14 protein-coding genes are annotated in these 13,065 nt (G+C 53.5%); 6 read left to right on the forward strand and 8 right to left on the reverse strand.

All coding sequences use genetic code 11. The annotated features are described in order from the left end of the window. Positions 1 to 266: 266 nt before the first annotated feature. Positions 267 to 509: a hypothetical protein gene (locus ACIQ2T_RS07925; protein WP_397590341.1), complete on the reverse strand. Its 243-nt coding sequence runs from the start codon at positions 507 to 509 to the stop codon at positions 267 to 269. Next, the gene (locus ACIQ2T_RS07930; protein ID WP_397590342.1) at positions 506 to 1,903 is read right to left on the reverse strand and encodes a M28 family peptidase; all 1,398 of its coding nucleotides are present in this window, start codon (positions 1,901 to 1,903) and stop codon (positions 506 to 508) included. The genes ACIQ2T_RS07925 and ACIQ2T_RS07930 overlap by 4 nt, the downstream gene beginning before the upstream one ends. 113 nt (positions 1,904 to 2,016) lie before the next feature. Between ACIQ2T_RS07930 and ettA the strand changes: the two genes are divergently transcribed. Further along, a complete protein-coding gene (gene ettA, locus ACIQ2T_RS07935; RefSeq protein WP_353207926.1) occupies positions 2,017 to 3,696 on the forward strand; it encodes an energy-dependent translational throttle protein EttA in 1,680 nt (559 codons plus the stop codon). A 98-nt stretch (positions 3,697 to 3,794) separates the two neighbouring features. Here the strand turns inward: ettA and ACIQ2T_RS07940 are convergent, their stop codons facing one another. Genes ACIQ2T_RS07940 through ACIQ2T_RS07955 form a run of 4 tightly spaced genes read right to left on the reverse strand, consistent with a single transcriptional unit; the run spans position 3,795 to position 6,312 of the window. After that, entirely contained in the window at positions 3,795 to 4,424 is a 630-nt protein-coding gene (locus ACIQ2T_RS07940; RefSeq protein ID WP_397590343.1) for a pyridoxamine 5'-phosphate oxidase family protein, read from the reverse strand. Continuing rightward, a complete protein-coding gene (locus ACIQ2T_RS07945; RefSeq protein ID WP_397590344.1) occupies positions 4,421 to 5,044 on the reverse strand; it encodes a carbonic anhydrase in 624 nt (207 codons plus the stop codon). Before ACIQ2T_RS07945 ends, ACIQ2T_RS07940 begins: the two co-directional genes overlap by 4 nt. Further along, positions 5,044 to 5,355, reverse strand: a complete 312-nt coding sequence (locus ACIQ2T_RS07950; RefSeq protein ID WP_353206144.1) for a P-II family nitrogen regulator — start codon at positions 5,353 to 5,355, stop codon at positions 5,044 to 5,046. The genes ACIQ2T_RS07945 and ACIQ2T_RS07950 overlap by 1 nt, the downstream gene beginning before the upstream one ends. A 3-nt stretch (positions 5,356 to 5,358) precedes the next feature. Next, positions 5,359 to 6,312 carry a sodium-dependent bicarbonate transport family permease gene (locus tag ACIQ2T_RS07955; protein WP_397590345.1) on the reverse strand — a complete coding sequence of 318 codons (954 nt, stop codon included), beginning with the start codon at positions 6,310 to 6,312 and terminating at the stop codon, positions 5,359 to 5,361. An 81-nt stretch (positions 6,313 to 6,393) separates the two neighbouring features. Between ACIQ2T_RS07955 and lipA the strand changes: the two genes are divergently transcribed. Together lipA and ACIQ2T_RS07965 are read left to right on the forward strand one after the other, a co-directional pair. Beyond that, a complete protein-coding gene (gene lipA / locus ACIQ2T_RS07960) occupies positions 6,394 to 7,320 on the forward strand; it encodes a lipoyl synthase (RefSeq protein ID WP_397590346.1) in 927 nt (308 codons plus the stop codon). A gap of 14 nt (positions 7,321 to 7,334) precedes the next feature. Then, positions 7,335 to 7,793, forward strand: coding sequence for a type II toxin-antitoxin system RatA family toxin (locus ACIQ2T_RS07965; protein ID WP_397590347.1), 459 nt, complete (start codon positions 7,335 to 7,337; stop codon positions 7,791 to 7,793). Here the strand turns inward: ACIQ2T_RS07965 and ACIQ2T_RS07970 are convergent. Then, entirely contained in the window at positions 7,757 to 8,269 is a 513-nt protein-coding gene (locus tag ACIQ2T_RS07970; RefSeq protein ID WP_397590348.1) for a CinA family protein, read from the reverse strand. The genes ACIQ2T_RS07965 and ACIQ2T_RS07970 overlap by 37 nt on opposite strands. A 1-nt stretch (position 8,270) precedes the next feature. Further along, complete coding sequence (locus tag ACIQ2T_RS07975; RefSeq protein ID WP_397590349.1) at positions 8,271 to 9,413, reverse strand: bifunctional 2-C-methyl-D-erythritol 4-phosphate cytidylyltransferase/2-C-methyl-D-erythritol 2,4-cyclodiphosphate synthase; 1,143 nt, start codon at positions 9,411 to 9,413, stop codon at positions 8,271 to 8,273. An 82-nt stretch (positions 9,414 to 9,495) separates the two neighbouring features. Here ACIQ2T_RS07975 and dusB point away from each other — a divergent pair, with 82 nt between their 5' ends. The 3 genes from dusB to ACIQ2T_RS07990 are packed head-to-tail and all read left to right on the forward strand — an operon-like array spanning position 9,496 to position 13,004. Continuing rightward, positions 9,496 to 10,491 carry a tRNA dihydrouridine synthase DusB gene (gene dusB, locus ACIQ2T_RS07980; protein WP_397590350.1) on the forward strand — a complete coding sequence of 332 codons (996 nt, stop codon included), beginning with the start codon at positions 9,496 to 9,498 and terminating at the stop codon, positions 10,489 to 10,491. 3 nt (positions 10,492 to 10,494) lie between these two features. Continuing rightward, a complete protein-coding gene (locus ACIQ2T_RS07985; protein ID WP_397590351.1) occupies positions 10,495 to 11,586 on the forward strand; it encodes a nitrogen regulation protein NR(II) in 1,092 nt (363 codons plus the stop codon). Next, positions 11,583 to 13,004 (forward strand): sigma 54-interacting transcriptional regulator, encoded by a 1,422-nt coding sequence (locus ACIQ2T_RS07990; RefSeq protein WP_397590352.1) that lies wholly within the window; start codon positions 11,583 to 11,585, stop codon positions 13,002 to 13,004. Before ACIQ2T_RS07985 ends, ACIQ2T_RS07990 begins: the two co-directional genes overlap by 4 nt. The last annotated feature ends 61 nt before the right edge of the window (positions 13,005 to 13,065 follow it).

The raw sequence follows: 13,065 nt of genomic DNA on the forward strand, positions 1-13,065 counted from the left end.
CCGGGAATAACGAAGACAGGCCGCTGATCCCCTTGAGGGGCAGAGGAGAGCTCTGTCCAGTGATATGGCAGATTAGCCATAGCGAACAATGCGCGGGGCACTTCAGCCCATGCGAGCCAGCGTTGCGGTACGTGTTGGTTGATCATAATAAACCAACGCGGATGGTAGGATATCGTTCCTAGAAACTGAGCGCAAAAGTGGGCAAACTGCAGCCTCTTGCGTTATAAGAATGTGCGACGAGGGGGCGCAAAATCAAGTACTTTAGGTTATTGCGCAGGTTCCGTTCCGGTTGGCACTGCCGCCTCAATTTCGGCCTTTGCGTCCGCCTCAACCAACTTGGTTGCTTCTTCCGCGGCCTGCTCAATTGTCAGCTTCTGCTTAGCCAGATCGTCCTGCTGCGTAGATACCAGAGCGTCACTTTGCCCGGTGGTGCCTTCGGTGGCCGCTGGGGTGTCATTACACCCGGTGAGCATCAATAAGGATAGCAATAAGGCTGGGCTATACCTCATTGAGCAGGCTCAGGCTTCAATTCGCCTTCATAATTGGCAATATAGGCCAGGGTAGCGACCCATGCGGCCACATTTTGACGCAATTCGGCCTTATCAATCTTGTCCAACGTGTCGTCGGGCGTGTGGTGCAGGTCGAAATATTTTGTGCCATCTTGTTGCAAATCTATGATGCCAAGTTTTTGCGCAGCAATAATGGCACCCACATCCGCGCCGCCGCCTGCGGCATCCTTGCGTGGCACAACGCCCAATGGCGCGAGCGCAGATGTAATTTGCGTGCGCAAGGCGCTAGCGCTGTTGGAAAGGTTGAAGTCAACAGCCCAAACCTTACCTGCTCCAAAATCGGATTCCATGGCAAAGGCATGTGGCTCGCTTGCATGTTTTTCGCCGTAATCGCGGCCACCCCAAATCCCGACTTCTTCCGCACCGGCCCAAAGCAGGCGGACAGTGCGCTTTGGTTGGCCCATTGATTTCAGATGCTTGGCAGCAGCGCCAATAATGCCGCAGCCTGCGGCATCGTCAATTGCGCCCGTGCCAAGGTCCCAGCTATCCAAATGACACGCGATGACGATGATGGGTAAATCGGGATTGGAACCTTTCACTTCTGCCAACACATTACCCGACGTCTGCATACCTATATTCTGGGGCGTCAGTTTTAATTTCATGCGCACTGGCTTGCCCCGTGCGATCATACGTTCCAGATTTTCGGCATCGGGTATCGACAGGGCACCAGCCGGAATTGGCGCTACACCGGGTTCGAAATTCGTGTTTCCAGTATGCGGGTTGCGATGATAGTCGGTCCCAATGGAGCGAATAACGATAGCCGCTGCGCCCTTTTTTGCAGCAATGTTCGGACCGACAAAGCGGGCAGGGCCGAACGCGCCATAGCTGCTTCCGTCCTGCGTTGCCTTCATATTATTGCTCACAAATGCAATCTTGCCCTTTAAGCTGCCATCGGGCGCCGCGCGTAAATCGTCGATTGTTGGGAAATAGACGATCTCTGCATCAATGCCGGCGTCGCCCGTGCTTGCGCTATTGCCCAGCGCCGCAACGGCCATTTTCTGTGTGAATGGTGAAGTGATTTCAGCTGTTTCGCCGCCGCGGACCCATGTTGGCATTTGATATTCTTCCACCCGCACATTATCGAAACCCAGCGCCTTTAACTTTGCAACTGCCCAAATACGGGCTCGCGCTTCTGCTGCTGTACCACCCTGTCGCGGACCAATCTCGGTCGTAAGGCCTTCGACAATCTCGTAAGCAATATTATCAGCTTGAAGCGCATTGTCGCGCAGTCCGGCGATTATCTCATCATTGGATTTAGCAGGTGCAGCGGTTGCAAGCGAAGGGGTCAGGAACAGCGAAGATGCTGCGGCGAGCAGGGTGATGTGTTTATTCATGACGATGAGACTTAATCCCATCACACAGTTTTGCAATCCCACCTTGCGAGGAATCGTGCAGATAGCTAGGGAAGCGGCCAAATCAAAGTAATGCAACACAGGAACTGATCCCCATGGCAGCGCAATATAGCTTCGTAATGAAGGGAATGACAAAAACCTTCCCCGGCGCAAGCAAGCCCGTTTTAAGCAACATCAATCTGCAATTCTACCCGGATGCGAAGATTGGGATCGTTGGCCCGAACGGCACGGGTAAATCTACGCTGATGAAAATCATGGCTGGGATGGACACCGAATTTACCGGTGAAGCATGGCCTGGCGAACATATCCGCGTTGGTTATCTGGCGCAGGAGCCAGAATTGGACCCCAACAAGACCGTGCGCGAAAACGTTATGGATGGTGTCCGCCCGGTTGCTGACTTGGTGGATCGCTTCAACGAGATTTCGATGATCATGGGTGACCCACCCGAAGATGCCGATTTTGACGCGCTCATGGAGGAAATGGGTACGCTTCAGGAAAAGATTGATGCCGTTGATGGCTGGTCGCTAGATAGTCAGCTTGAGCTTGCAATGGACGCTCTGCGTTGCCCTCCAGGTGATAGCCCCGTGACGAGCTTGTCCGGCGGTGAGAAGCGTCGAATCGCGCTTACGCGTCTGTTGCTTGAAAAGCCTGATATTCTGCTGCTCGACGAACCTACAAACCACCTTGATGCAGAATCAGTGGCTTGGCTGGAAAAGCATCTGGTCGATTATAAGGGCAACGTCATCCTTGTAACCCATGACCGCTATTTCCTCGACAATGTGGTTAGCTGGATACTTGAGCTCGATCGTGGTCGCTATTTTGTCTATGAAGGCAATTATTCGACCTATCTGGAAAAGAAGGGCAAACGGCTCGAGCAGGAATCGCGCGAAGACGCTGGACGACAAAAGGCGATCAAGGACGAGTTGGAGTGGATACGGCAAAGCCCGAAAGCACGACAGACCAAGTCCAAAGCGCGTATCAAATCCTTCGATCAATTGGTCCAGGCACAGGAAAACCGTACACCTGGCAAAGCGCAAATCGTTATTCAGATTCCTGAGCGTCTTGGCAGTAAGGTTATCGAGGTGAAGAATGTCACCAAAGCTTATGGCGACAAGCTGCTGTTCGAAAACCTCTCCTTCACCATCCCGCAGGGCGGCATCGTTGGTGTGATCGGGCCGAACGGCGCGGGTAAATCAACGCTGTTCCGTTTAATTACAGGCCAAGAAGTGCCTGATTCTGGCGAGGTAGACATTGGCGAAACCGTAAAGCTTGGATTTGTTGATCAGAGCCGTGACGATTTGGATCCCAACAAGAATGTTTGGGAAGAAATCTCCGGCGGTGCCGATTTCATGAAGCTTGGTAAGCATGAAACGCCGACCCGCGCCTATGTTGGCGCGTTTAACTTCAAGGGCACGGACCAGCAGAAAAAGGTTGGTTTACTGTCGGGCGGTGAACGTAACCGCGTGCATATGGCAAAGATGTTGAAAGAGGGCGGCAACGTGCTTCTGCTCGATGAGCCCACCAACGACCTTGACGTTGAAACCTTGTCCGCACTTGAAGAAGCGCTTGAAAGCTTCGCTGGCTGCGCTGTGGTCATCAGCCATGACCGTTTCTTCCTTGATCGACTGGCAACACATATCTTGGCTTTCGAAGGTGACAGCCATGTTGAGTGGTTCGAAGGCAATTTTGGTTCTTATGAGGAGGACAAGATTGCGCGTCTTGGTGACGAAGCGACGCGTCCGCATCGTGCAACTTATAAGAAAATGACTCGTTGATGATGGCATGAACCGCGTACACCGCGCGTCCGTTTAAGAGGATACGTTGACGCGTAACGCGTTCGTGAATTCAGCCTGTCTGGAAAAAATCTAGCGCCTTATGGGACGAGCCAAGTCCCTTGCCATGATTTCTGTGCGTCCTGCCACTGCCAGCACGCGCGGCGGTGGCCGGCATTTGCCAGATACAGCCATTCAACGGATTCGATCTCAACCAGCATTGTCGCGAAATTGGGTCGATAGTCGGCCAGCTGAGCTTCGTCGGGTTTCTTGCCTTGTATCCATTCGGGTAGGCCTGATGAAGGTCCTGCGATGGGCAATCCGGGTGCAGCCTCAGCCATGTAACAACGCCGCGCAAATGGAGTTGAGTTGCTCCATGCGGCATCTGCAACGTCACCAATGGGCAACAACTGCGTCTGACCTGACATCCGAATTTGAAGCTTAGCCGACATGTCGTAAAACAGGACGCTCGTTGCGCCATTGTTGCGGACTTGCGCAGCCTTGATGGAACGCAAATCTGTATGGAAGCGCAGTGTGCGCGCATCCCGCGAAGCGTCACGCAGGATCATTATACGCAGTTGTGGCGCGCCTGTTTCATCGACGGTTCCAACGGTAGGGGTATGTGCAGGACTGTGCCGGTCGGTGCTGCCAGCTTCGACGAGGTTCCATGCTTCTTCAAAGCTCAGTCCCAGATCGTCATAATATGCAGGTTGGCTAGGTAGCTCGGTCATTGTACCTCGAACTTGTCGTTCTCATCATTCAGAACGTACAGATTTCCGTCGGCAATGCCAAAATAGGCGCCATGCAGCTTTAATTGTTCCGAATGTTCGCGCGCAGCAATAAAAGGAAAACTGCGCAGGTTGGCGAGGCTTACACGAACCGCGTCTAGTTCAAGATCGCGCTGCGGATCCTGCGAAGATGAACCGAGTATTTTGTCACGGGCAGGACGAATGATGTCGACCCAGTCGTCAATGAAGCTATGGCCGCCATGCCCGAGGTTTGCACCCTCTAGTGACGCTTTTATTCCGCCGCATTGAGCATGTCCAAGAACAACGATATGGCGCACTTCAAGGCCTAACACGCCAAATTCAATGGCAGCCGACACGCCATGAAGACCGCCGCCAGTCTCATATGGTGGCACAAGGCTTGCAACGTTGCGCAAAGCAAACACTTGTCCAGGCGTGGTGTCAAAAACCGTGGCCGGATCGACGCGGCTGTCACAGCATGAGATAATCATTATCGGCGGCGACTGACCGTCGCTGGCAAGTGCGTCGTAACGCGCTTTCTGGCGAACATAGCCGTCGGATTTGAACCTTTGATAACCCTCTACGAGAACTGCAAATTCGGGCATTAGAAACGCTCGCCTCTGACAACCTGAACGTCACCTACCGTGAGCAGCATGCCATAGCTATCAAGCAATGGCGCAATTGCGTCCATTAACTGTGCCGTTTTTGTGTCGGATGCGATAGCCAGCACGATTGTCTTGGCACTGGCACCGGTAACGTCGTCGTGCTGCCATTCGCCCCCACGCCCTCCACCGGAATCCACATGAATGACGCTCCACCCTGAAATATCTACAGCCTTCAACTTGCTGACAATACGTGGGACAAGAGGTGTGTCGACCAAGATTTCAATACGTTTTCGTGGAACGGTCTGTACCATATGTCATCCTAAACTTTGAGCGAGTGCGGCGAAAATACTGATGCCGAAGATGATGTTGAAAGGGAAGGTTACGCCAAGTGACATGCTAAGATAAATGCCTGGATCAGCTTGGGGAAGGGCAAGACGCATTGCCGCAGGAACGGCAATGTAGGAGGCGCTAGCCGCCAAGATGCCTAATGCTGCCGCCGAAGCCACATCAAGGCCTATGATGGTGCCTATGACTGTTCCGATGGTCCCGTTTAACAAGGGTAGCAATATTGCAAGACACACCAGCCGCAATGTCATTTTCCGTGTTTGTATCAGACGACGTGCAGCGATGAGGCCCATGTCCAGCAGGAACAGGCACAGCACCCCGCGAAAGCCCGTGTCAAAAAGCGGCTTAACGGCCGCAAAACCTTTGGCGCCTGCAACGGTTCCTATGATGAAGCTGCCAACCAGTAGCATGACAGACGCGTTGGTGAGAACTTCGTGCCAGGGCGTTGAATTTTTCTCGTCAGAATTTGCGTCGCCGCGGCGTGCGAGCGTTAATCCTGTTATAATTGCAGGGGTTTCCATTAGCGCAAGAACGGCCACCATATATCCCGCCGGGCTAAGACCTTCGCCAGTAAGCAGCTCCACCGCCGTTACAAACGTCACGACACTGACTGAACCATAATGTGCAGCGACAGCGCCTGCATCGACTTTTGAGAGCTTCCCTATGCTTCTCAACAACGCGAACGCCAGCAACGGCAATAAGAAGCTTAAGGCAAGGCCAGCACCAGCTGCGATCAATATTTCGGGGGTGATACCGGTTTTCGATACCTCAACTCCCCCCTTTAAACCAATCGCCGCCATCAAATAGATTGACATGGCCTTGGCAAATGCTTCCGGGATACTAAGGTCTGATTTCAGCGCGGCAGCAATAAATCCCAGAACGAAGAACAAAATCACCGGTGATGTGAGAGTATCTAATATCATTTTAGCTCCCTGACAGTTTTTGCAACCCTTAGCACGCAAGTTGCAGTTGGCAACAAGCTGCTCGACGGCTATTCGAACATCATGAATGCACCTATTGTCATGCCAGAACGCCCCGTGAGAGAACGCAAACCTGACTGGATCAGAGTGAAAGCGCCGATGGGGGATGGTTTTAATGAGACTCGCCGCTTGATGCGCGAACTCAATTTAAACACCGTATGTGAAGAAGCGGCGTGTCCCAATATCGGCGAATGCTGGACGAAGAAGCATGCTACGGTAATGATCCTCGGAGATGTTTGCACACGGGCTTGTGCGTTCTGCAACGTTAAAACAGGGATGCCACGCGCGGTTGACCCGCTTGAACCAGAGCATGTGGCGATTGCGGCGGCCAAGATGGGCCTTGAACATATTGTCATTACGTCCGTTGACCGTGATGACTTGCCCGATGGCGGCGCCAGCCAGTTTGTGAAGGTCATTGAAGCACTTCGCCGCAATACGCCAAACACCACGATTGAAATTCTGACACCTGACTTCCGTAACAAAGCGCAGTCGGCGATTGAAGCGATCGTGACCGCACGCCCTGATGTTTACAATCACAACCTTGAAACCGTGCCGCGGCTGTACCCAACAATACGGCCTGGCGCGCGCTATTATGCGTCGCTGCGCTTGTTGGAAACGGTAAAGCGGCATGACCCGTCTATCTTTACAAAATCTGGCGTGATGCTTGGATTGGGTGAAGAGAGAATGGAGGTGCATCAGGTCATGGATGACATGCGCAGTGCTGACATTGATTTCCTGACAATGGGCCAATATCTGCAGCCAACGCCAAAGCATACCAAGGTTATGGATTTTGTAACACCTGCCGCCTTTGATGCGTATGCAGCAATTGCCCGCGCAAAGGGCTTCTTGCTGGTAGCGTCGAGCCCGTTGACGCGCTCAAGCTACCATGCCGGTGATGATTTTGCCAAGATGCGCGATGCCCGTGCTGCCCAACTCGCTAAGGCGCGCTAGGACCAAAGCGAGCCATGCCGCATCATCACGAACGCCGCAGCCTTCCGCATAGCGCGGCGCAAATGTATGATCTTGTGGCCGATGTGAACCGCTATCCAGAGTTTCTGCCTTGGGTGAGCGCCATTCGCATTCGTAAGGACGCGGAAGACGAGATGCTGGCGGATATGATCGTCGGCTTCAAAGCCTTGCGCGAAACCTTCAGCAGCAGGGTAGTAAAAACGCCAAAATCATCGATTATTGTCGATTATCTCGACGGTCCAATGAAGCATCTGCATAATGCGTGGACGTTCGAGGACGTCCGTACTGGTGGCTCAATCGTTGACTTTACGGTGGACTTTTCCTTCCGCAACCGCGTGTTTGAGGCGCTTGCAGGCCAGTTCTTCGATGCCGCGCTGCGCAAGATGACTACCGCGTTTATTGACCGTGCGGATGCCCTTTATGGTGTAGGCGGTAGCAACAACCCCAACGCATGAAGCGTCGCGAATGCACGGATATCGGCGCGGCTTTTATCCGAGCCAAAGAATTTTTGATCTCCCACAACCTCATTCGGGTTCTGGCCCTTCACCGCAACGGCAAAAACCACCGTGCCAACGGGCTTCATCGCGCTTCCGCCGTCCGGCCCAGCCACACCGCTAATCGCCACAGCAATGTCCGCCCCGCTTTCCTTCAGCGCGCCTTGCGCCATTGCCCAGGCAACGCCAACGGATACGGCGCCAAATGCATCAATGATGTCCTCATTGACGCCGAGCAGCTTTATCTTCGCATCGTTGCTGTAGGAAACAAAACCATAGCCCAATACAGCACTACTGCCCGGCACTTCGGTAATGGCGGCGGCAACAAGCCCGCCGGTGCAGCTTTCAGCAACAGCAATGGTGCGGCCTGCAGCCTTATTTTCGGCAACCACACGCGCAGCCAGTTCGGCAATCTCGGAAGGTAAAACAGAATCCATTTTAGATTTTCTCAAAAGTTGCTGTGGCTTGTGCCGCAATGCCTTCGCCTCGGCCAGTAAAACCCAGCATTTCGGTTGTTGTTGCCTTTACCGATATACGGTCCACATCAACAGACATTATTTCAGCCAAGCGCGCGCGCATTTGTCCGCGTAACGGACCTATTTTTGGCTGCTCGCAAATAATCGTTACATCGGCATTTGAAAGTTCAAAGCCGCCATCGCGGGCAAGCTTTATGGCATGCACGAGAAAGCGATCGGATGAGGCACCGCGCCATTGTGGGTCGCTTGGCGGGAAATGGTCGCCAATATCGCCCTGTGCGATGGCGCCCAAGATGGCGTCGGTCAGCGCGTGCATGGCAACATCGGCGTCGCTGTGGCCAGCAAGACCAAGGTCATGCGGTACCCGCACGCCGCAAAGCCACAGTTCAGTATTGGGCACCAGGCGATGAACGTCGAAACCATTGCCACTTCTGAATGAAGGCATATTATATCCTGTAAAATCGCCCGAGAACGTAAATTTATTCAGCGTTTCCGAACCTGCAACGATACGCACTTCGCCAGCATGGGCCATCAGCATCCGCGCATCGTCGCTGGGCTCTTCACCCGTCCAGGTCTGGTGCGCTGCGTAGATATCCTGAAAGGCGAAAGCCTGCGGTGTTTGAATGCGCCAAAGATTTTCGCGCGCAACGGTTTCGGACAGCACATCGGCCCCACGCGAAAGGCTGTCGACAACGGGCAGAGCAGGGACGGCGCCCGGTGCCAAAATGAGCGCGGCAAGCAAATCATCAATGACGTGAGTGGGAAGAAATGGCCGCGCAGCGTCGTGAATAAGAACCTGTTCCGCCCCGCCATTTGCGGCTATCGCTTGAAGCCCATGAAACACGCTTTCACGCCGTGAAGCGCCGCCTATAACAAACATCGGTTCGTTCAAACCTGCGATTGCGGACTCTGCTTGACCCTCTTGCCCAGCTCCAATGGCTATATAGACATGATCAATAGCCTTATGCCCCGACAATGCGGCATAGCTGTGCCACAGCATTGGCTTGCCGCGCACAAGGCGATATTGCTTCGGCTGCGCACCGCCAGCACGGCTGCCTGCGCCTGCGGCGACGATCAAAGCGACAGTGTTTGGTCGAGAAGTCATTTGCGCGCTCTAGCGACAGCAGACTTGCCCGCCAAGCTGAAAGCGGGTAACGGCCTGCCTAAATTTTAGGCAGTATTTGAAGATGCAACTTAAACCCATTCAGATCGGCAATATCAATATTGATTGTCCTGTCATTCTGGCGCCCATGACGGGCGTGACAGATATGCCGTTTCGCAAGATCGTGAGGCAATTTGGTTCGGGGCTGAACGTGACCGAGATGATCGCTAGTCAGGCCATGATCCGCGAAACGCGGCAAAGCATTCAGAAATGCGAATGGGACGCAATTGAAGAACCTGTTTCCATGCAGCTTGCCGGTTGCACACCCTATGAAATGGGTGAGGCGGCGAAGCTGAATGAAGATCGTGGCGCAGCGATCATCGATATTAACATGGGGTGCCCCGTTAAAAAAGTTGTGAATGGTGATGCAGGCTCGGCCTTGATGCGCGATTTGCCCTTGGCGGCAAGTCTTATTGAAGCAACGGTAAAGGCTGTATCGGTGCCAGTTACCGTCAAAATGCGCATGGGCTGGGACCATGGATCCCTGAATGCGCCAGAACTTGCCCGGATTGCAGAAGATTTGGGCGCAAAGATGATTACCGTTCATGGTCGCACACGGAACCAAATGTATAAGGGGTCATCTGACTGGGCCTTTGTGCGCAAGGTTAAGGACGCGGTGGCGTTGCCCGTGATTGTGAATGGCGACATTTGCAATATTGCCGACGCGCAGGCCGCTTTAACGCAAAGTGGCGCCGATGGCGTCATGATTGGTCGAGGGGCTTATGGAAAGCCCTGGCTTTTGGGGCAAATGATGCATTGGTTCCACACCGGTCAAACCATTGATGATCCAAACATCGATACGCAATTCCACCTGATCATCGACCATTATCGCGCAATGCTTGACCATTATGGCAGTGAGGTCGGGGTGCGCATCGCCCGTAAGCATATTGGTTGGTATACAAAGGGCTTGAATGGCTCAGCCGAATTCCGGAATTGTATGAATCGGATAGATGACCCCAATGTTGTTATTGACGAGCTGACGCGGTTTTATGCACCATTTCTGACAAGAACGGCTGCCTGAGACATGTCGGAAGACACGCATCGTCCCGATTATGGTCAGATGCTGGCGAGTATTTCAGTCCCGGTGCTGCTGATTTCTCCCGATCATTGTATCGATTATGCCAACGACGCCAGTGAGGCGTTCTTCGGGCGGAGCAAGCGCCGGCTTGAAGGCCAGCGGGTCGACGAAACCCTCATCTTTGCGAGCGAGCGGATGAATGCTGCTCTGCGCTCGTTCGATAGCGATATCTCTGCGCAAGATATGGAGCTGAAAACCCCTCACGGGCTCATTACAGTCGATATAAGCCTATCTTCGGTGTCCAAGGACCCAGATTGGAGAATAGCCATCATATCGCCGCGCAATGGCGGTCGGGAGCATATTGGGGATCAACGTGACGGCGGGCAACAACAGGCCATGGGTGCCCCGGCAATACTGGGCCATGAAATCAAAAACCCCTTGGCCGGTATCAAAGGCGCGGCGCAATTGCTTGCGCGGCAAGTTGATGAAAAAAATGTCGCTTTGACTGATTTAATTGTCAACGAAGTGGACCGTATCGCGCGGCTGCTGGACCAGATGCAAAAGCTTGGCCGTTCGGAACCGGCGGAACTTGCGCCCGCCAATATCCATTTGCTGATTGAACGCGCCTTACGTTCCCTGCGTGCCGCAAACCGCGCAATGCCAGAAATTTCCATTAATTATGACCCGTCCTTGCCAGATGTGCTGATTGATGCCGACGGGATGGTGCAAGTGCTTATCAATCTGCTGCAGAACGCGACAGACGCGTTGCAAGGGCGCTTGGACGGCGTCATCGGGATATCCACTCGTTTTGTGATGAGTGGCGCTCTCCGTGATGCAGACGCCGACCGTCGCTCGATTAAGCTTCCGGTCGAAATCGCGATTTCAGACAATGGGCCCGGCGTGCCTGATCACATCGTCGATGAGCTGTTTTCGCCCTTTGTCACCACGAAGCGCGACGGGCAGGGGCTTGGCCTAGCGATCGTCCGCAAGCTGGTGCAGCAGATGAACAGCCGGGTGCTGTTTGAGCGCGACGCTTTACAGGGACAAACGACTTTCCGGCTTTTGCTGCCGGTTGCATCAGGGAAAGTAAACGCATGAAGCCGCCACGTGTACTTATCGTTGAGGATGATGTGTCCATTGGTCTGGTGGTCAGTGCCGCACTTCAAGCCGAGAATATCGAAACGCAGTTATGCGATTCTGTGGCCGTACGCGACACAGTGCTGGCCAGCGGGCATTTCGACCTAATGCTGACTGACGTCATGTTAAAGGACAGCGATGGTTTAACGACGTTGAAAGAGGCGATGGAAAAATCGCCTGACATGCCTGTCATCATCATGTCTGCGCAGAATACATTGGAAACTGCCGTGCGGGCCAGCGAGATTGACGCATTCGAATATTTCCCAAAGCCGTTTGACTTGAATGACCTGGTTCTCGCGGTAAAACAAGGCATCGAAAAACGGCGGTCGACGTCAGCAGATCCATTTGAATCGCTCACCGAAGCCAATTTACCAATGATCGGTCGCAGCGCCGCGATGCAGGATGTTTATCGCATGGTCGCACGGTTGCTGCGCAACGACTTATCTGTCTTGATCTCAGGGGAAAGCGGCACTGGCAAGGAATTGGTGGCCGAGGCTATCCACAATCTTGGCCAGCGTAAGACTGGCCCGTTCGTCGCCGTCAACATGGCTGCAATCCCGAGCGAGTTGATTGAGGCAGAGCTTTTTGGTCACGAAAAAGGTGCGTTCACTGGCGCAGTTGGTCAGTCAATTGGTCGGTTTGAACAGGCGCAAGGCGGAACTTTGTTCCTCGATGAGATCGGCGACATGCCGATGCATGCCCAAACGCGTTTGCTACGCGCGCTACAAAGCGGTGTCATAAGCCGCATTGGTGGAAAGGCGAGCATTCGGCTTGATGTGCGTATCCTTGCTGCGACCAATCAGAACTTGCCGGCCTTGATTGAAAAGGGCGGCTTTCGGGAAGATTTATACTATCGCTTGAACGTCGTGCCAATCGAGATGCCGCCGTTACGCGAACGTACAGAGGACATTGGCTTACTCGCGCAGCATTTCCTGATCATGGCGGCGAAGGATGGCCTGCCTATCCGGAAAATTGATGACAATGCCGTTAGCCAGTTGATGGCGATGCCGTGGCGCGGCAATATTCGCGAACTGAAAAATCTTATCTACCGGCTTGCATTGCTGTGCCGCGAAGACATCATCACTGACGCCACTATAATACAGTTTATTGAACCTGCGCAGGATTCCGAGCCGTCTATCCAAGGCGCAAGTTTTGAGGCCGCGGTAGCGCAATTTTTGCGCGATCAGCGGCAACGCGGTTCAACACGTGAGAAATTATATCCGCGCGCGCTGGCGCAATTTGAAATTCCGCTTCTTCAACATGTGATGCGGCAGGTTAAAGGTAATCAGTTGAAAGCGGCGGCCTTGCTCGGGATTAATCGCAACACATTGCGCAAGAAGCTCACCGATTATGGGATTGGTCCCTCCGGTGGGCGTTAGAATGAGCACTTAACGCGACACGTGGCATTTGGACCATAATTTTGTGCTTTTCAGGCAACGC

Source organism: Sphingorhabdus sp. (assembly GCF_044357595.1).
Taxonomy (GTDB): domain Bacteria; phylum Pseudomonadota; class Alphaproteobacteria; order Sphingomonadales; family Sphingomonadaceae; genus Sphingorhabdus_B.